The sequence below is a fragment of the Vibrio tasmaniensis genome, from assembly GCF_024347635.1.
Lineage (GTDB): Bacteria > Pseudomonadota > Gammaproteobacteria > Enterobacterales > Vibrionaceae > Vibrio > Vibrio tasmaniensis.
Genome location: NZ_AP025511.1, coordinates 883,963 through 905,847 on the forward strand (window position 1 = coordinate 883,963; position 21,885 = coordinate 905,847).

Sequence of the window (21,885 nt, forward strand, 5' to 3'; positions counted from 1 at the left end):
TATTATGGTGTTATTTCTATCACTTCTCCAGTAGTAGAACATATCTGTAGTAAATAAATTCAAGTTTTCGCACAAAAAGCCATTCAGGTTGACGTCTGGTTAAATGAGAAGCTGCAGTTTTTATTGTTTATTTTTATATGCGACGAGATTCACAAAACTTTAGCTGGCTTTTTTAACGATACTGTATATTATTCTCGTCCCTATTTTATGTGTGGTTATTAACCCTCTATGAGTATCAACAACCTTTCTATTAAGAGTAAAATTGCGATCCCTCTAATGGTTATCGTGATTGTTTTCTCAACTGTTACTGTGCTTAACGTGATTAAATCTAACGCCCAAGCCGCAATTAACCATGAGCTCAATAATGTGCTTCAGCCTGTCCTTGATAATTTGGAAGACGGGTATCGTGACATTTATCAAGTCATCGCATCTGCTCAAGGTCTGTTGCTTGCGAAAGATCAAGAGGCAGTTGAATATCAACAATTCGAATTTAAAGACAACGCTTACAAAGCCGTTCCACGCTTTGAAAGCGTTCAAACCCTATATACCGCAGGCGTGTTAGGCTCATCTTCTCAAGACGAGCTAGCGAAACTGGTGAAGGCGATGAAAAAGTGGGTAGCGTTGCATGAACCAATGTTTGCTGACCCTGCCAACGCTCTTCAATACAACATCGAATACGCGCCGATGTTGGAAGCTGAGTTTGCGATTATTCGCGCTCAACTTCGTGATGTTAGAGCTGTGATTGAAATGAAGCAAAAAGAGCTTCGTCAGCAAGCTGATGATTCAATTGAAGAAAGCAAAGTGATCATCGAGGTGGGTATGGCGGTTGCTGTACTCGCTGCGTTGTTTGCGATGTGGTTATCTAACCGCTATATCGTTCAGCCGATTCAGAATGTAGAGAAAGCGATGAATGAAATCGCATCGGGTGACGGTAACTTAGCTCAGCGAATGAAAGTGGAAGGTTCTGATGAGATTGCTCGTTTAAGTGCAGCGTTTAACAAGTTTGTTAGTAAGATACATACCACTGTTGAACAAGTGATTCTGACATCAAATGCCGTACGTGCAGAGATGGAAAACATCAAATCAATCACACAAAATGTGGCTGAGTTCTCTTCGAATCAACAGAAAGAAAGTGAAGTCGTAGCGGCTGCCGTTCATGAAATGCAAGCGACCAGTGAAACGGTAAGCGGTAACGCATTAGATGCAGCAACAGCAAGTAACGTTGCAAATAATGAAGTGGAATCAGCAGACAGCACTTTGGGCCTAACCGTGACTTCTATTGAACGCCTTGCACAAGACATCGAGAACGCAGGCGGTGTGGTTCAGGAATTGGATACTGATGTGAAGAACATTGCTTCTATTCTTGGCGTGATCAAAGGCATTGCAGAGCAAACCAATCTATTGGCATTGAATGCGGCGATTGAAGCAGCGCGTGCTGGTGAGCAAGGTCGTGGTTTTGCGGTAGTGGCTGATGAAGTCCGTGCGCTTGCGAGCAAAACTCAAGACAGTACGGGTGAAATCCAGTCAATGATTGAACGCTTAGAAGTTGGCGCTAAACATGCCGTTGGCGTGATGACAGAAAGCAAGGCAAGTGGCGAGAAAACCATTGTTCAAGCGGGTACTGCGGCTTCTTCATTGAGCGAGATTCGTAATTCAATCGGTCAGATGAATGAGATGAACACGCAAATTGCAACAGCGGCTTCGCAGCAGTCTCAGGTGTCTGAAGAAGTGAATAAGAATGTTCAACGCATCGCGGAAAGCACCATGAAAATGGTTGAGATGGCAAGCAGTGCTGAGAACGCATGTCTGTCATTAGCAGAGCAGTGTGAAGCGCTTGATAGCCTAGTTTCTCAGTTTGAAGTGTAATCTTTGAAACTGAACAGGTAAGAGTGAATGACTAATCATTTCTAATTTTAGTCCTCATTCATCTGTAATGGATAACAATAAAACCCGTACTCAATGAGTGCGGGTTTTCTTTTTTATTCGACATTTTCAATACCAAGTTGATTCGGACTAGGTAGGTGAGGGCAATTAATTGTCGATGACGAATCTATGCGCGTGGTGCCTATTAAGCAAGGTGACACTGCTCTATATCTTCAATACACTGTGTGGGTAACCATAGTTCAATATAGGGTAAAGGCATGGCCAATTGGGAAGGGGTTAGTGAGTTCGTTGCAGTGGCAGAGCGCGAAAGCTTTACTGGTGCCGCACAGAAACTCGCTACGTCAGTGGCTCAAATCAGTCGTAGAGTGGCAAATCTCGAGGAACGCCTCGCAGTAAAACTACTCAATCGAACGACTCGTAAGGTTTCTCTAACAGAGGCTGGGCAACTCTATTATCAGCAGTGTAAGTTGTTGGTCGAAGGTTTAGAAATTGCCGAGCTAGCCGTCACGCAGATGCAATCCACACCAAAAGGTTTACTGAAAGTAACGGCACCTGTGACTTATGGTGAGCGTCAACTCGCCCCAATACTTCATCAATTCTTAAAGCTCCACCCACAAGTCGAACTTGAACTGATGCTGACCAATCAAAAGCTCGACCTTATTGATTCAGGTGTTGATGTCGCTATTCGTCTTGGTCGCTTAGAAGATTCGAGCCTTGTGGCAAAGAAGCTGTCTCAACGCCAACTCTACGTGTGCGCCAGCCCTGAATATATTGAACGTTACGGTGAACCGCATACGCTCTCTGAGTTGAGTCATCATCAATGTTTAGTCGGCGGCTTTGAGCATTGGCGTTTTAAAGAAAATGGACGACCTCGCTCAGTTCGGGTTAATGGACGCATTAAATGTAACAGTGGCTTAGCCTTACAAGACGCAGCGAAACAGAGTATTGGCTTAGTGCAGCTACCAGAATATTACGTGAGTGAAGATCTTGAGTCTGGCGAATTGGTTGAGGTGTTATCTGATTACCGAGACGATAAAGAGGGGATCTGGGCGCTTTATCCACAGAACCGTAATTTGTCTTCAAAGGTTCGCTTGTTAGTCGATTTTTTGTCTGAGCAATTGGATTAGTTCTGTGATGGCAAGACAATACGGATAAGAAAATGGGCTTCAGAACAAAGATTCTGAAGCCCATTTTTATTTTTGCTTTATCGCGTTTACTTGCTAAGCATTAAACCGTGAAGCGATCAACCAAGTGGTAAAGCTCGTTTGCTCGGCTGTTGAGGTTTTGGCTACCGGTACGGTTTTGGTTTGCTAGTGATGCCGATTGAGAGCTTTGGTCTGAGATCACCACAATACGCTGAGAGATCTCTTGGCCAACAATATTCTGTTGTTCAGTCGCTGTCGCAATCAGTGAGTTCATGTCCATGATGGTATCAATCGAATCTTGAATTTTAGCAAGTGCTGCAGCTGCTGCGTTCGCTTCTTCTACCGTTTGAGCACTTCGGCTTTGGCTCGAATCCATTGCTTTTACCGCGGCATCTGAAGCGGATTTTAGCTGTTGGATCATTTTGTGAATGTCGCCCGTGCTCTCTTGTGTGCGGCTTGCAAGCTTACGAACTTCATCCGCAACTACGGCGAAACCTCGACCTTGATCACCAGCTCGAGCAGCTTCAATCGCCGCATTTAGTGCTAATAGATTGGTCTGTTCCGCTATATCTTGAATGACAGTCAATGAAGATGAAATGTTCTGTACATCTCCTTCAAGGCGAGAGACCACAGTGTTTGCTTCTGATACTTCACTCGCAAGGTCTGCTACAGACCCTGCAGCAGCGTTGACTATTTGCTGAGCTTCTTTCGCATTGTTCTCTGCAAGTTTTGCTGAGTCAGCGGCTTGGCTTGCGTTGCTTGAGATCTCTTGCGCTGTTGTCGTCATCTCGGTCATCGCTGTTGCTACTTGTTCTGTCTCTTCACGTTGACCTGTGGCTATCTCGTCGACCTGAGCGGCGCGAGAAGACATGCTGCTCGTTTCTGATACAACTTGCTGACCAACATCGCTCACGCTACGAATGATGGTCTGTAGGCTCGCAACAAAGGCATTGAAATTCTCACTGAGTTTGGCGAACTCAGGCGCTTTGAATGTTTCCATTCGAGCCGTTAGGTCGGCCTCACCACTTGCAAAGGCACTGATCGAACGGTCAAATTGCTCGAGTGGTTGCATGATGGTACGGTTAACTGCAACAGCGAAAACCGCTACTACTAAGGCAATCAAGCCACAGAAAATTGCAATGGCAGTCAGTGAGCTTTGTAGCGCAGCATTCGAGCTCTCTTTCATTTCACTGATCACTGCGTCAATATCGTCAGTGTAAAATCCGGTTCCAAGCATTAAATCCCATTGTGGGATAAAGATTGAGTAGCTGAGTTTTGGTAACGCAATGGATTGACCTGGCTTAGGAAAGTAGTAAGTGGTGAATTTCCCAATTTTTGAGTTCTTAATCAGGTCTTGGATTAGGTAATTGCCTTGTTTGTCTTGAAGGTCGTAGTAATTTTTACCAATGCCATCGGTACCTTGTCCGATGACGATTCTTACACCCTTAGAGTTGTAGCCAAAAATATAACCAGATTCACCATATTCTAGAGTTTTTAATGTGGGTAATGCTTCTTCAAGCGTGGCACCTTTTTCTAAGAAAGGAGTTATCGAAGACTTAGCCATTTGCAGGTACGCTTTGAGTTCCTTTTCTTTCATCGCCATCATATTGCTACGCGTCGATTCTACTTGTTGTGCGGTTAGCTCAGTGCTCTTCATATACGTCACGCTCATCATCCCAATTGCCATTAGTAGCAAAGGGATAAAAGAGAGAATATAAAGGCGGTTTTTGATGGTGAGGGTCATTAGCACTTCCTATGTGATTGTCTCAGGCAATTTTCAACACATTATTAATGTGGTTTCGAAATGTAAACGGACTTGTTGTTGAATTGTTATCCAGAAACCTTTTTGTTTGATAAATATGATGACGGTTAAGTTTTTGAAGTGATAAACCTTGTGGGTAGGGACTTAATGGTAAAGAGAGCTGTTTGTTTCGATGCTTTTGAATTTGGCGCTGCTTTGGTAGAATGCGACGCTTTGTAGCACCCTGCTATGTCTATTCGTTAAGTGAGAAAGATTCATGAACAAGAGCCATGTGACTATTGGTTTAACTAACCCAAAGAGCCCGACAAACGTTGGCGCGGTTATGCGTGCGGCGGGTTGCTACCAAGTCGACGAAGTTAAATACACAGGGCAACGCTACGATAAGGCTGCAAAATTTCACACCGATACCAAGAGTGCAACGCGCACTATTCCGCTTACTGGTGTCGAGTCGTTTTTAGATAACCTTAATTCAGAAACTAAGATTGTATGTGTGGAGTTGGCTGAAGGTGCAACACCATTGCCACGTTTTAAACACCCAGAGAACGCTATCTATATCTTTGGCCCTGAAGATGGTTCTATTTCTCAAGATGTCGCTGACCGAGCTGACCATGTTGTTTATGTACCAACCGTTGGTTGCATGAATCTAGCAGCAACAGTGAATGTGCTACTTTATGATCGCCTTGCTAAGTCAGATGAAATGGACGAGAGCAACGATCTGATCAAGAAAAGCCGCGATAACCGTAATCACCTGCAAGTGAAGCAGGGGTAGATATCGTTCTAATCGTGTATGGTCTCTTAATATCCAATGCAGATTAAAGAAAACCCCTTATTCGTAGGAATAAGGGGTTTTTACTTGGTTTATCTCGGATCTTAGGTTTGGCTATTCAGCACATTTGGAAGCCATAATTTGCAGTGGTTGCCCCGCATCATCGAATTGTAAGCTCCATACATACTGCCCAGCATTACGAATAGTGATAGCGGTATCTTGTCCGTAACCACCTTTAATTAATGAGTTAAGCTGTCCCAACTTTAGGTTAAGCCCATCCGCTGTAAACTGTGGTGACCAAGCTTTGGATGCATATTGCATGCGATAACTGCCCGGTTTTTCAGTGGTGACGACTTGGTAAGTGTTGTCACCTTTATATTCAAACTCTCGTAGATCGACATGTTTCCAACCTGAATCCGCAAAATTGCCAACCACATAAAGCGGGCTCGAAATAGGACCTTCAGCTTTTATTGTTGGATTGTCACATTGAGCCATGAAGCCTTGTCCAACTTCATTTCCTGTCGCCATTATAGTCGCTATAGGACCTTTTTTACTTGGCTGCGTTATCGACAAGAAACGCGCTTCAAATGGCTTAAGGGCGATAGAGTAATTACCATCAATTTCTGAGATCGATTGCTTGGATTCAATATCCGTCAGATCAGCTATGGAGCCTGCTTTTTCTTTGGTTAGTTTTATGGTCTGTTCTTTATTGGTAACGTTCACTGCGTAGACAACAGCATCGCCTTCATAGGCTTTGTGATCGACATACGCGACATCATTGGCCATCAGGTTTGTACGTTTACCTTGTGATAGAGCGGGGTGCGTTTCTCTCAGTTTCATCAAGTTTGTCACGTATTGCTTTAAGTCTTTTTCGTGCGCATTGAGTTGGGCTGTGACACCTTCTACTTTACCGCTAGTACGGGCTACGTGGTCATCGCACAGGCCATTAATTGCACAGTCATCAGTCCAAACTTTATCGGCAAACCCTTCTAGTTGATCGCCTATTTCGTCCCCATAGTAGGTGGTAATTGGGCCGGTATAAGCTGCTTGGAATGAAAATGCCGCTTTATAGCGCTGCCAATACTCTTTGTCTTGTGGAGAAGCGATATCACCGCGCTGTAATAAGTCACCAAAGCGCACAAGATCATGGTTACCGATCATTAAATTTGGTTTTGCGTGGTCTGGGTATAACGAATGTAAAGACATGCCTTCTGCAAGCCACTCTCCACCTTTGTTCCCCACGCCAGCTTCGTTTACAGCAAAGGTTTCCGTCAGGCGGTAGCGCATAGGGAAATCAAACGCAGAACATAAGGCCGGTGCTTCATTTGAACCGTAGCCTGTTTCAATAATGCGGTTCTCACCAGCCCAAATTTCCGCGACCATATAACCCAGAGGGTTCACGGTTTTACCTTCGCTGTTTACGTATTCGACTTGGGAAGAAGCGGTGTCTACCGTTTCTCTGATTTGACTCCAAGCTTCTTTTGGCACTTGATAAGCTTGATCTAAGCGCCAACCATCAATTTTGAGCTCTTTGATCCAATACTCGGCAACTTCTTGATAGAAGGCTAGGCTCTCAGGGTATGAGACTGGATTATCCTGTCCTTGGGGCAGCTTACCTGTTGGTGACGGCACTACGTTTTTTTTGTGGTGGCCAAATACGCCATCAAAGAAGACATAAAGCCCTCGAGCATGCGCTTCTTCAACTAAGGCTTTAGCTTCTTCTATCGTGCCGAATCTCGGGTCGATATTGAAATAATCAGTGGCAAAATAACCAGTTGCATCCAACCTATCAGCCCAATGGTCTTGGTTTTCGATAGGCTCTGAATTAAAGATTGGGGTCAGCCAAATACCGTTCATGCCAAGAGATTCAATGTAATCAAGTGAGTCGATAATACCTTGGATATCTCCGTTATGGTGACTGGTTCCGTAGCCTGTCCCATGACCAATTGAGTCATCGCCACTGACAAAGCTTTCGACCATCACTTGATAGATCCTCAAGTCATTCACGTCGGCATTGGTATTCGTTTGGCATTGGTATGCCGTTGGGACTTGAACAGATTCAGGTGCAGATTGGCAACCTGCAAGTAGGATGGCGGTAACGGCCAACGCGGTATTGGATAGAGAAAGTTTCACGTTAAGGTCCTTATTATTATGATTTAACTTATTATTCACCATCCTGATATTCTATAAATCCTCCGTTAAATAGTGGCAATAGGAGTAGACGGTAGGCTGAGAGACTGAGGTCACAATATGTGGCTAATTTCTTATACATATTATGATGAAGTGCTGATTTTTGAGTCGGAACGAGATTTGTACAAGAAGATATTTTTATGCGGTATGTAAACAGCCTTGTTGAGAATCAGTCATTCTCTGTTTCTAATGTTATCTATCCCGTACGCAATCGGATATTATCTTGAGTCCATTATCAGATAATTGAAGGGTTAGATAACACCATGGAAGACAAGCAATTACTTGCCGCACTGCAACAGAATCCTGTCCTTGATTTATATCAGTTATTCCAAGAAGTCGGTCAAAACCAATCTCTATATGCTTTATTAGAGCGATTATCTTCCCTTAAAGAACAGCATCAACTAAGTACACGTCTTAGCCCTTTCAATCCTCACATCGAAGGGTTACTGGCTCAGTTTGATAGCACTACACCAGATAGTGAAATCCTCGAATCGATTGCACTTCAATCTGAGATTCAGCAACGAGGCCACAGCATGAGCCGTTACATCATGACATCAGACAATCATCGCCATTTCTCTCCGAATGCAGACTTAGTGATGTTTGGTGATTCGATCACCGAATGGGCTCCATGGGCAGATATTTTTCGCGATGTTTCGATGGTCAATCGTGGCCTAGCAGGCGATACCACAACCGGTATGTTGCGCCGTATTGATACCACGCTGAATGTGAAGCCAAAGCTGGTGTGTTTTATGGCGGGAATTAACGATTTAGCGCAAGGTTATGATGTCGATCATATCTACCAGAACTACATTGATATGCTTAAGGTGTGGCAAGAAAACGATATTCGAATATTGGTGCAATCAACGCTTTATGTTGGCTCTAAACTGCAAGGTTTGAATCCGTCGGTAGAACTGCTCAATAGCAAAATAAGCGAGTACTGTTTCCAGCAAGGCATTACGTTTTTAGATGTGAATTCAGTATTGTCACCGGATCAGCTTTTGTCGAATGAGTACTCGTGTGATGACTTACATTTGAATGCGAAGGCTTACCAAGCTTGGGCTGAGGTGCTTCAACCTACGATAGCTGAGTTACTAAAATAAACTCACGCAAATAGCCAAATAGCCAAATAGCCAAATAGCCGAGTAGATAAATAGACAGCTAATTAAACAGCTAGACCGATAAACAGCTTAGCTAATACAAGAAAAGCTAACCCCTAGATTTGTTTCGCGAACCACAAGGACATCAATGTGAACCTAAGACAGTTGGAAGTCTTCTACGCCATTATGCAGACCGGAACCGTATCTGGAGCCGCGCGCAGCTTGCATGTGTCCCAGCCTAACGTGACTCGTATTCTGGCGCACACTGAGCAACAACTTGGGTTTGGATTGTTCGAACGTGTTAAAGGGCGATTAGTGCCAACGGTAGAGGCGAAAACCTTGCTGCCCGAAGCTGAAAAAGTGTATCAGCAACTGGGTCAATTTCGTTCTTTGACCAACAAAGTCAAGCAAGGCCATCAGCATTTACGTATTGGTGCGCCACCGATTCTGGCGACTAAATTGCTGACTCCGGTAATAGCCCAAATGTCTCGCGAACAAAATGGCAGTAAACAAGCTATCTCTTTTGAGTTGCTGACAGCAAATCGTGATGAACTTTGTGCTGGGCTATTAAAGTATGATCTTGATATTGCCATCGCGTTTGGGGACGAAACACCGCCTGCCATATTAAGTGAAACACTCTTAACTGAATCACTCAAGGTTCTGGTTCCTTCCCACACCGTTGAACAGTTACCTACGGAATTAACCCTTGATGATCTGATCAATTATCCCTTGCCAATCATCGGGCTTGATAGCCGCGATCCATTAGGCCTACTGTTACATCAAAGCCTTATTGCGCGAGATGAGCATTATCACCATCCGATATCTGTGCGCGGATATAGCGCGGCCGCGGAATTGGTGAAGCACCAAGCAGGCTTTGCGATTGTCGATCCGTGGACGGCAGAGCAATATCAAAATGACGACTCGGTTCGCGTATTGCAACTGCAGCCAGCTATTCCATTTTCAGTCTCGACTTTATGTGCTGAACATACGCCTCAGTCTATTTCCGTTAAGCAATTTATCGCTTCATTGAAGAGCCATACTCACCCTATAACTTAAGGTTATAGGCTCGCCATAAATAGGTATTCGGCAGCTTCTAAGTTCTTAATTAAAGTAAATCCATACAAGGATTTATTAATTAGGAATACTCATGTCTATCGCTCAACCTTACCTTCTTTTTCTTGGGGATGTTACCGACCCACTTGCCGCAAAAACAGCTCGCGGTATCCACCAATGGCGACCAGAAATTTGCCTAGGTCAGCTTCGTTTAACAGACGATACCGTTTCATTAGGCTTAACGGACATGACCTTGCAAGAGGCTCAAGCGCAGGGGGCGAAAACGCTAGTGATTGGTACTGCAAACCCTGGTGGTGTTATTCCTGATTCTTGGCAGCCAACCATAATGGCCGCGGCAGAAATGGGATTTCAGATTGCATCTGGCATGCACCAACGATTGAGTGAACTTTCACCGCTTGCTGACATGCAGCAACTAGGATTGACTAAGCTTCATGATGTACGACACTTTGATGGTGATCTAAAGGTTGGTAACGGCAAACCACGACAAGGTAAACGCCTTCTCACAGTCGGAACAGATTGCTCAGTAGGAAAAATGTTCTCGGCGTTGGCCATTGAAAAATCGCTTAAACAAGCAGGAATCTCTGCTCAGTTTAAAGCGACAGGGCAGACAGGTATCTTGATTGAAGGCAAAGGCATTTCTATTGATGCGGTGGTTGCGGATTTCATTTCTGGCGCGGTTGAAGCGATTAGCCCCGATTTTACTGACCACGAATGGGACATCATTGAAGGCCAAGGTTCGTTATTTAACCCTTCGTTTGCAGGCGTGAGTTTGGGTCTTTTACATGGCGTACAAGCTGATGCTTTGGTGCTGTGTCATGAAGTTGGGCGACCACATATTCGCAACCTTCCTCATGCCAAATTACCAACGATTGAACATACCATTGAAGCTAACTTGCAAGCCGCGCGATTGACGAATCCAGACGTGAAACTGGTCGGTATTTGTTTAAACACATCGGCGATTAGCATTGAAGATGCTGAGACATTGTGCCAAGAATGGACCACACTTTATCAAGTACCCGTGACGGACCCGGTTCGTTTTGGTGTACAACACATTACTGATCATTTGCGACATTCACTTTAACGGCTTCATCATTTCTACGTTTCCATTTGTTAAAGCGAACATCAACCGAGTGAAATTATGAAGATTACAGCAGAACCCATTACTATCGCGATGCAAACACCTTTTCGCATCTCTCGTGGCAGCCGAACTGAGTGTCACGTTGTTCGTGTTTACATTGAACATGGTGGCAAACAAGCTCAGGGCGAATGTACGCCTTACCCACGATACGGCGAGTCATCGGAGTCTGTGTTAGCGCAAATCCAACAAGCGTCTAGCGCACTTGAAGCCATGTTTGAACGAGGCGTTACCGATCCGGCAGAGTTAAGAGATCATCTTCAGTCTTTATTGACCGGAGGGGCAGCGCGAAATGCGGTCGATTGTGCGCTTTGGGAGCTTGAAGCCAAACAACATGACCAGGTCTTCCCAAATAGCCTGTTTGAGTTACCGAATCAAATGGTGACAGCAATGACAGTCTCCATCGGCACATCAGAAGCGATGGCGACCCAAGCACGAGATTATGTGGCGAATGGCGCGAAGCTTCTAAAAGTAAAGCTTGATGGTGAGCAGGTAGTAGAGCGTGTTCGTGCTGTACGAGAAGCCGCGGCAGATGTTCAGATTGTACTGGATGCCAATGAAGCGTGGACGGGGCTGAATCTCGAAGAGTTGTTTAATCAACTAACAGAGTTTGATATTGCAATGATCGAACAGCCTTTACCGCAGCAACACGATGCGTCATTGGCACATATAGAGCACCCAATTCCGCTGTGTGCCGATGAAAGTTGCCATACCACTTCACAGCTTTCATCGCTGTTGGGCAAGTATGAAATGGTTAACATCAAACTCGATAAAACCGGTGGTTTGACTGAAGCATTGGTTCTTGCAGAAGAAGCTCAAAGGCTAGGATTTACTCTGATGTCTGGTTGTATGCTTGGTACTTCTTTGGCGATGCGTGCAGCTCTGCCTATCGCCGTGCAATCTGAAATCGTCGACCTTGATGGCCCTGTATTACTTGGGCAGGATGTTTCGCCAGCACTGACTTATCGAGATGGGATGATTATTCTCTAAGATGATTTAGGATTGCCCATTAGCAATAAAAATTGGGCCAAATAAAGTGACTAGAAAATACAATGTTTAGCAAAGTCACCCGCATCATTGGCAGTCCAGTCGCCTTTCGGCTTCTCTTTCATGTCAGTACACCAAGCTTCACTGCCTACTTCTGTACAGGCCATAAGTTGAGTCGTGAGAAATAGAATTAATGCGATTTTTTTCATAATAAACATTCTTTTCTTGTTTAAATCCTTGCTTACAACTGTATCAAATACGGCTAGGGATTGTTATAGCAGCCAGTGACATAAGTTGGTCAAAACAATCTAGGGTTGGGCTGTGTTCTAAGGTTGGAAGCGAAGGGGATTTAGTGACTCGTGACAGACAAAATCAAAGTGATAGGTTGATTGATAAAGTGATTGAGGGGTAGATCGAAAAAGCCAGCAACGTGTGCTGGCTTTGTAATTCTTGTGCACTTTTATTCGTTAGTGCGCTTCAACTATGAGTCGAGTTATACCAATTTCATCTCTTGGATGATGTCTGAAGCAATTTCTGGCTTCGTGCTCGTTGGTTTCTCGTGTAAGTCTGATTTCAATTGTCCTTTACGGTTACTTAGGCCGGCTTCAAGTTTCTTGAGTGCTGAAGCGATAGCTGGATACATAACGTCATCTGTAGCTTTTGCGTTTACACGTACACCTTCGTAGTTGGTGAACACTTCAACCTGGTGTTGACCGTGTTCTTTTGTGATGATGATGTCGCAGCTGATCAGTGATGGGAAATGGTTAGATATCTTCTCGAATTTACCTTCGATGTCTTTGCGTGACTCGTCGTTAATTGATACATGATGTGTTTGAACATTTATTTTCATAAATCATACCTTTCCAATGACTGTGTCATTTAAACGTAGCAAACATCGGTTAGTTTAACCAACTGCGAAATAGCACATGTGTGATTCACTTCAGTGTTATCAAATAATCTCCCTTTACTCCCTTGAAAGTCCGAAGAACTGATCGCATATTATGTTTCGTGTTTTCAATACATGTTCAAAAATACCTCACTCGCGAAGCATTCCTCTAATCTACCTTGCCAGCCTAGGTTTTATCGCCTTAACCAAACGTTAGCTCAAATACTTATTCTAGTTTAAGTTTTAAAATTATTGCTAGTTTGATGCCGATGATGCTTTCTTTTTAAATCACTGTGGTTGATATAAAAAGTGTGGTTTTTATAAAAAGCGAAGCTCCGTTAACGCGACTATTGAATAAGGCAGCTATGGGCTGCCTTTATAGCGCCATCAGGTGTTAGTGATAGCTATGACTCTTCAAATTGGTAAGAAGAGGGCACCACAATCACGCCTTTTTTCGATATGTGAAAGCGTTTAGTGTCGGCAAGCCTATCAATGCCGATTTGAGTGCCATCTGGCACTTTGACGTTCTTATCTATGATGCAGTTTTGAATGTGACAATTTTTTCCAATCTCAACATCTTCAAACAGAATACTATCAATCACAATCGCGGCATTGCTGACTTTCACTTTAGGAAAGAAGATAGAGTTTTGCGCCGAACCTCCTTCAATCACCACCCCATTCGCTATCATTGAGTTGATGAATATTCCTTGATTTCCTTCTACAGAAGCTATGGTTCGCGCAGGCGGAAGTTGCGGCTCGTAGGTTCGAATCGCCCAATCTGGTTGGTATAAATCGATAGGTGAGGCGGGCTTTAATAAGTCCATATTGGATTGGTAATAAGAGTCGATCGTGCCCACATCTCTCCAGTACGCATCTTGGGTCACTCGGCCTTCTTCATCACCAAACTTGTATGCGTAAACACTGTTGTTACCGACCAATTTAGGAATGATATCTTTACCGAAATCATGGCTTGAGTTCGGATCTTCGGCATCCGCCAGTAGCGCTTGTGTTAACACCTCTTTATCAAAGACGTAAATGCCCATTGAAGCCATGCTTCGAGTCGGTCTACCGGGGACACATGCAGGGTAACGTGGCTTTTCGGTAAAGTTATTGATCTCTAGAGATTCGTCTATCTCCATCACACCAAACTCTTTGGCCTCATCAATCGAAACCTCCATGCACGCTACGGTTAGATCGGCCTCGTTCTTTTTGTGCTGTTTGAGCATTGGCGCGTAATCCATGCGATAGATATGGTCGCCGGATAACACCACCACATGCTTAGCTTCACTACGAGAAAGCAGATACAAGTTTTGATAGATGGCATCGGCTGTACCGCTATACCAGCTATCACCGGTTCGCATTTGTGGGGGAACATTGGTGATGTATTCGCCGAGCTCGGGGTTAAGCACCGACCAACCATCTCTTAAATGTTTTTGCAAAGAGTGAGACTTGTACTGAGTCAGCACCAAAATTTGGCGTAGCCCAGAGTGCAAACAGTTCGCGAGCGTGAAATCGATGATTCGATATTTACCGCCAAAAGGTACCGCAGGCTTTGCTCGGTTATCGGTGAGGGGAGAAAGCCGAGAGCCAACACCGCCGGCCAGAACGATTGTTAGAGTGTCTTGCATGGTCAGAACCTCAATGTATTTATGATTATGAACATAGACTTGCAAGCGCTGCGCCAAATGTAACTCATTGAATATTAAGTGAGGTGAGATTGATTTTTGTAGGTCTGCACCAAATTGATGCGTACGAGATGTTGGCTTGCTCTATTTTGATACAAACAGATCCGGACAAGGTGAAGGGGTTACATGATCAACGACGATTGGTTTTTAAACGCATCCGTCTGGTACGCAGACATTGATACTGCAGCCAAGTACAAGGCTAGTGGGGAAACAGCACTCAACAGACTTTGATATTGACCCATGGGTATTCATGATCTGTGGTGGTTATAACTTCTAATCAACATCTTCAGTTTATTAAAAGCGCTCAAGCACCAACTAGCTTGGGCGCTTTTTTATTGATAAGTGATCAATTTAACACTTGCTTCACAATTGCATAGTATTTAATTGCACAATATTCGATCGCATGTAATGTTTGAACAGCTCAAAAAACGAACAGAAAATAAAGCCTGTAGTTAGGTGTCTATCTAATTACGGTTAATAATCAAGGAGATGATTGTGCTTAAACGTAACTTATTAGTCGCTTTACTCGCGATTCTGCCTACGATGGCAAGTGCAGAAAACTATTCAATCGGCACTGGTGGTCAAAGTGGTATCTACTACCCATTCGGTGGCGCATTGGCTAAAGTCTGGTCTGAAAACGTATCGGATGTGACTGCAAAAGCCGAAGTGACAGCAGCGTCTGTCGAGAACACCATTAAGGTCGTGCGTGGCGATATGATCGCCGGTATTGCTATGGGTAACGTGGTTCTGGATGCCTACAATGGCGAAGGAAAATTTCCTAAGAAAATGCCAGTAAAAACGCTGTTTGCTCTGTATCCAAATCTAGTTCACACCATCACTCTCAAAAACTCTGGAATTGACTCATTATCGCAACTCAAAGGTAAACGAGTTTCCCTTGGCGCTCCTGCTAGTGGTACGGCAGTAACATCTGCAGCACTACTTGAGTCGATGGGTATTGATGTGAAAGAAGATATTGATGCGGTTTACCTTAACTATTCCGAAACCACTAATGCTTTGGCAAACGGTCAAATCGATGTGGGTTTCATTGTTGGTGGTCAAGGTGTTGGCGCGGTAACACAGATTGCGTTAACTCACGACGTTAAGGTGATTTCTATCTCTGAACAAGAGAGTGCCAACTTCATGAAGCAATACCCAGCCTACAGTGCTTACGACATTCCAGCCGGTGTTTACAATAAGGTTGATCCAGTATCGACACTTAGTGTTTGGAACGTATTGGTGGTTAATGCCAACATGAGTGATGACATGGCATACAATCTTACTAAAGCCGCTTTTGAGAACATTGGTGATATTCGTAAAGTCGTGAAAATGGCTGAAATGACCACACCAGAGAATGCTTCTCGACTGCAAGGCGTTCCTATTCATGCAGGTGCTCAGAAGTACCTAGATTCGGTAAGCAAGTAACACTTCTACCTCAGGGTAAGTGAAATCTCACTTACCCTTTTTAGCAATTCGTTCTTATCCAGTAGGCATTAATATGGATATTACCCCTGATAATCAAAACGTGTCACCTCAGCTTTTACCCTATGAGAAACTCGTTAAAACAATGGGCTACTTGACTCTAATTGTTGCCGTAGCACTATCGGCTTTTCAGATATGGCAAGGCGTGAGTTCAACGATCTCAGCAACCTACTTTAGACCTATCCACTTATGTTGGGTACTGGTCTTGATCTTCCTTCATTATCCATTGGTCTCTAACCGAAAGAATAAGCTTTTTATTTTTGGCAAGTTGATCGATGTGATCTTGTGTGCCGTGGTGGTATTTGCTGGCTACCGATTATGGATATTCGATTATAACGACATCAATCATCTATTCTATGGGCTTCAATTTGCCGACATGTTTGCTGGTAGTGCTTTGTTGGCACTGCTTCTAGAAGGGTGTCGACGTACTGTTGGCTGGGTGATGGTGTTAATCGCAGCGTTGTTCCTTGCGTATAGCGCGTTCGGTGACATGCTGCCAAGTGGCTTTTCGATTAAGGCTTATACGCTACAAGAGTTGATTCAATTCCAGATTTACTCAGCTAATGGTGTATTTGGTTCTGCGTTAGGGATTGCTGCGACAACGGTATTCATCTTTGTGTTGTTTGGTGCATTTCTAGAGGTGACTGGCGCCGGTAAGTTCTTTATCGATCTCGCTTTCTCCATCGCGGGTAAATACCGTGGCGGTCCTGCGAAAGCCGCGGTATTGGCATCGGCAGGTTTGGGATCTATTTCCGGTTCTGCGATTGCGAATACGGTGACTACAGGTTCGATTACTATTCCTATGATGAAGAAGCTCGGTTATAAACCAGAGCAAGCCGCAGGTATTGAAGCTGCTGCCTCAACGGGTGGGCAAATTATGCCACCAATTATGGGGGCTGGTGCGTTCGTTATGGCGCAATTTACTGGTGTGCCTTACAGCGAAATCATGATCGCATCGATTGCTCCAGCTATTTTGTATTTCTTCTGTACTCTGCTTTACGTTCATCTAATGGCGTGCAAGCTGAACCTCAAAGCAGTAAGCAAAACAGAAGCCGTGATTGCGGTGATGAAAGATGGCGCTCACCACCTGATTCCGTTGATTCTGATCACCGTACTCTTAATGATGGCTTACTCACCCTTGCTAGTTGGTGTCGCGGGTTGCAGTGCAATTCTACTAACCGCGGCGCTGCGTAAACACAGCCGAGTCGGATTGAAGAAGTTCATTGAAGGGATGAAAAATGGTGCACTGATGGCGTTGCCGATCTCTGCAGCCTGTGGTGCGGCAGGTATTATTGTTGGTGTGGTAGGGCAAACAGGTATCGGTTTGCAGTTTACTCAGTTTGTCATGGACTTCTCTGGTGGCTACATGCTTATTGCATTGGGCTTAATCAGTTTAGTGGCTTTAATTTTGGGGATGGGCTTACCCGTAACAGCGGCGTATATTGTGTTGGCGGTTATGGCTGTGCCAATGCTAAGCGACTTTGGCTTACCATTGTTAACTGCTCACCTTATCGTATTTTGGCTGTCTCAAACCTCGAACGTAACGCCACCTATTGCCTTGGCTGCTTTTGCTGGGGCAGGAGTGGCGAATGCGAACCCAATGAAATCTTCGGTAGAAGCGTTCAAGTTGGCGGGTGGTCTGTTCATCATCCCAATTATGATGGCATACACAAGCCTTGTGAACCCGGACGACGGAATGCCTGCGCTGCTTTTGTCAATCATCCAGACGCTGACTATTATTGTCGCGATAGCGATCGCAATTGAAGGGTATTTGATTCGTTCACTGAGCATGGTTGAGCGCTTAGCCGCACTAATAGCCATTCCCCTGTTGCTACTTAATCCATTCGGGATAGGACCTTTGGGTATTGTCATTATTGTCGCACTGATTGTGATTCAATGGCGTGGTCGCGAGGTCGTAAAACAAACCTAGTGTTTATTGAGTTCGGACAAAAGAAAAAAGGGACCGTTACTATTTCTAGTAAAGGTCCCTTTCTTTATACGTCAATTAAACGCAGACGCTATGCAAGTTAATCACTGAAGCTTATGGCTGTTGCTTAGTTGGTGCTAGAGCGATTTCACGGATACATACGTTCTGTGGTTGTTGGTAAGCGAATGATACCGCGCGAGCGATATCGTCAGCTGCCAATACGCCGCCCATGTCTTCTTTCCAAGAGTCGTAACCATCTTTGATTTCTTGAGATGTTGTGTGAGACAGAAGCTCAGTTTCTACAGCACCCGGTGCAATTGTAGTAACACGAACGTTTGAAGCGGCAACTTCTTCACGAACGTTTTCCGAAATAGCGTGAACCGCGAACTTAGTACCACAGTAAGCTGCATGGCTTGGGAATGTTTTCTTACCCGCGATAGAGCTGATGTTGATGATAGTACCTGTGTTGCGTTCCATCATCGGAGCAAGTACAGACTGCATGCCGTTTAGAAGACCAATTACGTTCACGTCGAACATTGTCTTCCACTCTTGAGCGTCTTGAGTATCGATTTGACCAAGAAGCATTGCACCAGCGTTGTTGATTAGCGCGTCTACAGGGCCAAATTTCTCTTCACCTTGTGCGATTGCTGTATCAAAAGACGCTTTGTCTGTTACGTCTACTTTCACTGATAGTGAGTTTGGTAGGTTTAGTGCTTCAAGGCGATCAATACGACGAGCTAAAAGTAGCAGAGGATGACCTTCATCGCTTAGACGACGAGCGATTGCTTCACCAATACCAGAGCTTGCACCTGTAATTACGATTAGTTTTTTCATTTTATTTCCTCTGTACTTTTATTGCGTCGCTTGTCTACGACGTGTTGTTTAAGTGCATTCGAATCAAGTGTTTGTTGCCTTGCTTCGTTGCGATGGAGGTATATTAAGGAAAATAGTATTGTTGATATATAGCGCTTTACTTGAAACACTGTTGCTGTATTGCAACAATAAAGATGTTTACGTTATAGCTTCATATCTTAGTAATTTCACAAGTAAGTTGGCGGCCATGCTCAATCAAATTAACCTGTCTGATATTCGTTCTTTCGTGCTTATCGCTCGTTTAGGTAACTTTACTAAAGCGGCGGAGGAACTCGATGTTTCGCGTTCTCACGTATCACGCCAAGTGAGTAGTTTAGAAAAGCAGATGGGTGTGACGTTGTTTATCCGCACCACTCGAACCTTGAGGCTGACGCACGCAGGGCAAGATCTGTACGCGAGATGCGAACAAGCCTTAGATAATATAGACCAAGCGTTGATTGCTGCTGTGGACGATGTCGAAGAAGTGCGCGGCGACATAAAAGTAAACTGTGTCGGCGGTTATCTGGGTGAAGTGATCATTGCGGATCTAGTGAATGAGTTTATGCAGCTCTACCCAGACATCAGTATTAGCCTTGATTTTAGTAGTAACCGAGTCGACTTGATTGAAGACGCTTTCGATATCGCTTTTCGTATGGGGAGTCTTGAAGATGCGGGTTTTATCGCAAGAAAACTATTGGACATTGAAATGGGAACACTCGCATGCCCAGAGTATTTCGTTCGTAAAGGAAGGCCCAATCACCCTAAAGAACTGATCCATCATGATTGCTTAACCGGTTCGGTGCGCAAGTGGAGCTTTCACGCGGTGGACGACACTAAGAAAACGGTCGATGTGCATGTGACGGGTAGGCTGCAATGTAAAAACGGTCGAGTGTTGGTACAGGGCGCGAAATCAGGCAATGGAATTATTCGTGTTCCAACCATCTATTGCTTACAAGAGCTCAATGACGGGCAACTGTTGCAAGTATTTGAAGAATGGGTGGTGCCTAAAGTGGACTTTTCAGCGATCTACCATCGAGACCGCTATCAACCAAGCAGAATCAGAACCTTCATTGATTTTGTGAAAGGACGTTTTGAGCAAATGCCGGTTAGCTGATATTTTGCCGTTAATAGTTAATAGTTAATAGTTAATAGTTAATATGTCGAAGCCAGTAGGGCGAGTGCTAATGTTAGAAAGGTATCATCAAGTGCCACTACAATTACCCAGAATAAAGACATAACGATAACAAGAGTAAGGTCGCTATTATGTTCAACATGGACTTTTCACAGAAACTGGTTATTGAAACCGAATCATTAGATTGGATCGCGAGCCCTGCCAAAGGGGTATGGCGTAAGCCGCTAGAAAGAGAAGAGAAAGAGTCTGGTCACACGACCAGCGTTGTGAAGTATGATCCTGAATCTTCGTTTTCTGAGCACCCACATCCGCAAGGCGAAGAGATATTCGTATTAGACGGTGTTTTCTCTGATGAAACTGGAGATTTCCCTGTAGGCACTTATATCCGTAATCCCCCGGGAAGTGCGCACTCTCCATCAAGCAAAAATGGCTGCACGATCTTGGTTAAGCTTAATCAGTTTGATGCGAGAGACTTAACTCAAGTTCGTATCAATACCCAAGAAACGGAGTGGCTTCCGGGCATTGGTGGCTTGCAAGTAATGCCTCTGCATGAGTTCGAACACGAGCATGTCGCGTTAGTGAAGTGGCCAGTTGGCGAACGTTTTCAGCTACATCGTCACTTTGGTGGTGAAGAAATCTTTGTGTTGTCAGGCACTTTCAAAGATGAACATGGCGAGTATCCAAAACACACATGGATGCGTAGCCCGCACATGAGCGAGCATTTCCCTTATGTGGAAGAGGAGACGGTTATCCTAGTGAAAACAGGTCACCTGCCTTTGGTATAATTGAGACCCCAATATTTTTATAGAAAGACATGCAGAATAAACGCATAAATACAAAAATCCGATATCAAAGGTGATATCGGATTTGAACTCAATAATTCAGAGTTCCACACGCTCTCCTCTCACGAAGTCTTTACACGTATCTGTGTACCGATAATCGGGTGTTTATCGCCTTATCGTTGATGTCAGGTAAAGGTTGATACAAGCTTTTGGTCATGTCAGATAATACTTGGTCGTAAACTTGCGATACGATGCTAGAAATATCACTGGTTAATTCGTATAAGCTATCTGCCGGTTGGGTTAATTCGTTGCTCGATGCGATTTCTGTGAGTGCATGCATCGCACGTGTACAAATCGGTGAGCCACTACTGATAGGGCAGATCATTGATAATTGGTTGAGTTTACGGTGTGTCTGAGATGCATAGAATTTGAATCTCGCATACTCCTCAGGTTTTTCCATATCCGCCTTTTCTATTCCAGGGATAGACATTCGTAACTTGGTTAGGGTCTCCATGCAATCCAAGATCTGTTGCCAGTTCATGTGGTACTCACGGCTCATTTCTTCTCGTTCCGATTGGATCAACCAGATGATCATTACCTCATCCATCAAAAACATGCTGTGACGAATCGTTTTGCCATGAATCGATTGGTTACGTACTAAGCTACGATTTTGCCAGTCACTGTGCATGGCGATGAGCTTGAGGTGATAAATGCGGTACATAGGACGGCTATCGAACGAAACATGAGATTGAAGCAGTTCAGACACCTCAAGTATGTTGTCGTAAATCGCATTCACTTTGCGAATTGAGTCGCTAGACAATTTATAAGCCAGAGCATAATGCGTTGCCGCGCGATGTTTGCGTGATAGCAACAATAACTGTCTGAGTAGAACTAAGGTTTCAAACCTGTGTGATAGCGCTGTTTGTCTTTTCTTTGAGAAATGAAACAGCGCTGCAAGTACTAATAGGGATAAACCCACTGAAATAACGACCAACATATTCAACTCCTAATATCTGAATACCTATTTAGTGGTAGTTCACAATTTGTGCCAAAATTGATAAGCATTATATTTCAATGGCTTATGTTTTACGGTCGCTTGTGG

General features: G+C 44.2%; 18 protein-coding genes and 1 pseudogene. 12 read left to right on the plus strand and 7 right to left on the minus strand.

Features of this window, described 5'->3' with window-relative positions; genetic code table 11:
- The first annotated feature begins 228 nt into the window (after positions 1 to 228).
- Positions 229 to 1,866, plus strand: coding sequence for a methyl-accepting chemotaxis protein (locus OCV44_RS18205; protein ID WP_139683502.1), 1,638 nt, complete (start codon positions 229 to 231; stop codon positions 1,864 to 1,866).
- Positions 1,867 to 2,141: 275 nt separating this feature from the next.
- Complete coding sequence (locus OCV44_RS18210; RefSeq protein WP_139683501.1) at positions 2,142 to 3,011, plus strand: LysR family transcriptional regulator; 870 nt, start codon at positions 2,142 to 2,144, stop codon at positions 3,009 to 3,011.
- A gap of 100 nt (positions 3,012 to 3,111) precedes the next feature.
- Here the strand turns inward: OCV44_RS18210 and OCV44_RS18215 are convergent, their stop codons facing one another.
- A complete protein-coding gene (locus OCV44_RS18215) occupies positions 3,112 to 4,773 on the minus strand; it encodes a methyl-accepting chemotaxis protein (protein ID WP_139683500.1) in 1,662 nt (553 codons plus the stop codon).
- Between the two features lie 274 nt (positions 4,774 to 5,047).
- On the opposite strand from OCV44_RS18215, the gene OCV44_RS18220 reads away from it, so the two are divergent.
- Positions 5,048 to 5,560, plus strand: a complete 513-nt coding sequence (locus tag OCV44_RS18220) for an RNA methyltransferase (RefSeq protein ID WP_139683499.1) — start codon at positions 5,048 to 5,050, stop codon at positions 5,558 to 5,560.
- Between the two features lie 111 nt (positions 5,561 to 5,671).
- On the opposite strand, the gene OCV44_RS18225 is transcribed toward OCV44_RS18220, so the two are convergent.
- The gene (locus OCV44_RS18225; protein ID WP_139683498.1) at positions 5,672 to 7,732 is read right to left on the minus strand and encodes an alpha-amylase family glycosyl hydrolase; all 2,061 of its coding nucleotides are present in this window, start codon (positions 7,730 to 7,732) and stop codon (positions 5,672 to 5,674) included.
- A gap of 278 nt (positions 7,733 to 8,010) precedes the next feature.
- On the opposite strand from OCV44_RS18225, the gene OCV44_RS18230 reads away from it, so the two are divergent.
- The 4 genes from OCV44_RS18230 (at position 8,011) to dgcA (ending at position 12,043) form a co-directional block, all read left to right on the plus strand.
- Positions 8,011 to 8,847: an SGNH/GDSL hydrolase family protein gene (locus OCV44_RS18230; protein WP_139683497.1), complete on the plus strand. Its 837-nt coding sequence runs from the start codon at positions 8,011 to 8,013 to the stop codon at positions 8,845 to 8,847.
- 147 nt (positions 8,848 to 8,994) lie between these two features.
- A complete protein-coding gene (locus OCV44_RS18235; RefSeq protein WP_139683496.1) occupies positions 8,995 to 9,900 on the plus strand; it encodes a LysR family transcriptional regulator in 906 nt (301 codons plus the stop codon).
- Positions 9,901 to 9,991: 91 nt separating this feature from the next.
- Positions 9,992 to 10,999 carry an N-acetyltransferase DgcN gene (gene dgcN / locus OCV44_RS18240; RefSeq protein ID WP_139683495.1) on the plus strand — a complete coding sequence of 336 codons (1,008 nt, stop codon included), beginning with the start codon at positions 9,992 to 9,994 and terminating at the stop codon, positions 10,997 to 10,999.
- A 57-nt stretch (positions 11,000 to 11,056) separates the two neighbouring features.
- On the plus strand, positions 11,057 to 12,043 hold the full coding sequence (gene dgcA, locus OCV44_RS18245; protein WP_139683494.1) for an N-acetyl-D-Glu racemase DgcA: 987 nt from the start codon (positions 11,057 to 11,059) through the stop codon (positions 12,041 to 12,043).
- 50 nt (positions 12,044 to 12,093) lie between these two features.
- On the opposite strand, the gene OCV44_RS18250 is transcribed toward dgcA, so the two are convergent.
- The 3 genes from OCV44_RS18250 to glgC form a co-directional block, all read right to left on the minus strand.
- Positions 12,094 to 12,249 carry a DUF3012 domain-containing protein gene (locus OCV44_RS18250; protein ID WP_139683493.1) on the minus strand — a complete coding sequence of 52 codons (156 nt, stop codon included), beginning with the start codon at positions 12,247 to 12,249 and terminating at the stop codon, positions 12,094 to 12,096.
- Between the two features lie 284 nt (positions 12,250 to 12,533).
- A complete protein-coding gene (hpf, locus tag OCV44_RS18255; RefSeq protein ID WP_009846260.1) occupies positions 12,534 to 12,890 on the minus strand; it encodes a ribosome hibernation-promoting factor, HPF/YfiA family in 357 nt (118 codons plus the stop codon).
- Between the two features lie 440 nt (positions 12,891 to 13,330).
- The gene (gene glgC, locus OCV44_RS18260; protein ID WP_139683492.1) at positions 13,331 to 14,554 is read right to left on the minus strand and encodes a glucose-1-phosphate adenylyltransferase; all 1,224 of its coding nucleotides are present in this window, start codon (positions 14,552 to 14,554) and stop codon (positions 13,331 to 13,333) included.
- Between the two features lie 180 nt (positions 14,555 to 14,734).
- On the opposite strand from glgC, the pseudogene OCV44_RS18265 reads away from it, so the two are divergent.
- The 3 genes and pseudogenes from OCV44_RS18265 to OCV44_RS18275 all read left to right on the plus strand — a co-directional run.
- Positions 14,735 to 14,888: pseudogene (locus OCV44_RS18265) on the plus strand (OmpW family outer membrane protein); the annotation flags it as partial.
- Positions 14,889 to 15,100: 212 nt separating this feature from the next.
- On the plus strand, positions 15,101 to 16,033 hold the full coding sequence (locus tag OCV44_RS18270; protein WP_139683491.1) for a TAXI family TRAP transporter solute-binding subunit: 933 nt from the start codon (positions 15,101 to 15,103) through the stop codon (positions 16,031 to 16,033).
- A gap of 73 nt (positions 16,034 to 16,106) precedes the next feature.
- Positions 16,107 to 18,020, plus strand: coding sequence for a TRAP transporter permease (locus OCV44_RS18275; protein ID WP_139683490.1), 1,914 nt, complete (start codon positions 16,107 to 16,109; stop codon positions 18,018 to 18,020).
- Between the two features lie 111 nt (positions 18,021 to 18,131).
- Here the strand turns inward: OCV44_RS18275 and OCV44_RS18280 are convergent, their stop codons facing one another.
- The gene (locus tag OCV44_RS18280; protein WP_139683489.1) at positions 18,132 to 18,851 is read right to left on the minus strand and encodes an SDR family oxidoreductase; all 720 of its coding nucleotides are present in this window, start codon (positions 18,849 to 18,851) and stop codon (positions 18,132 to 18,134) included.
- A gap of 226 nt (positions 18,852 to 19,077) precedes the next feature.
- Here OCV44_RS18280 and OCV44_RS18285 point away from each other — a divergent pair, with 226 nt between their 5' ends.
- Together OCV44_RS18285 and OCV44_RS18290 are read left to right on the plus strand one after the other, a co-directional pair.
- Complete coding sequence (locus OCV44_RS18285; RefSeq protein WP_139683488.1) at positions 19,078 to 19,983, plus strand: LysR family transcriptional regulator; 906 nt, start codon at positions 19,078 to 19,080, stop codon at positions 19,981 to 19,983.
- Between the two features lie 149 nt (positions 19,984 to 20,132).
- Positions 20,133 to 20,786, plus strand: coding sequence for a cupin domain-containing protein (locus OCV44_RS18290; RefSeq protein ID WP_139683487.1), 654 nt, complete (start codon positions 20,133 to 20,135; stop codon positions 20,784 to 20,786).
- Between the two features lie 130 nt (positions 20,787 to 20,916).
- Here the strand turns inward: OCV44_RS18290 and OCV44_RS18295 are convergent, their stop codons facing one another.
- A complete protein-coding gene (locus tag OCV44_RS18295) occupies positions 20,917 to 21,780 on the minus strand; it encodes a hypothetical protein (protein WP_139683486.1) in 864 nt (287 codons plus the stop codon).
- Positions 21,781 to 21,885: the final 105 nt, after the last annotated feature.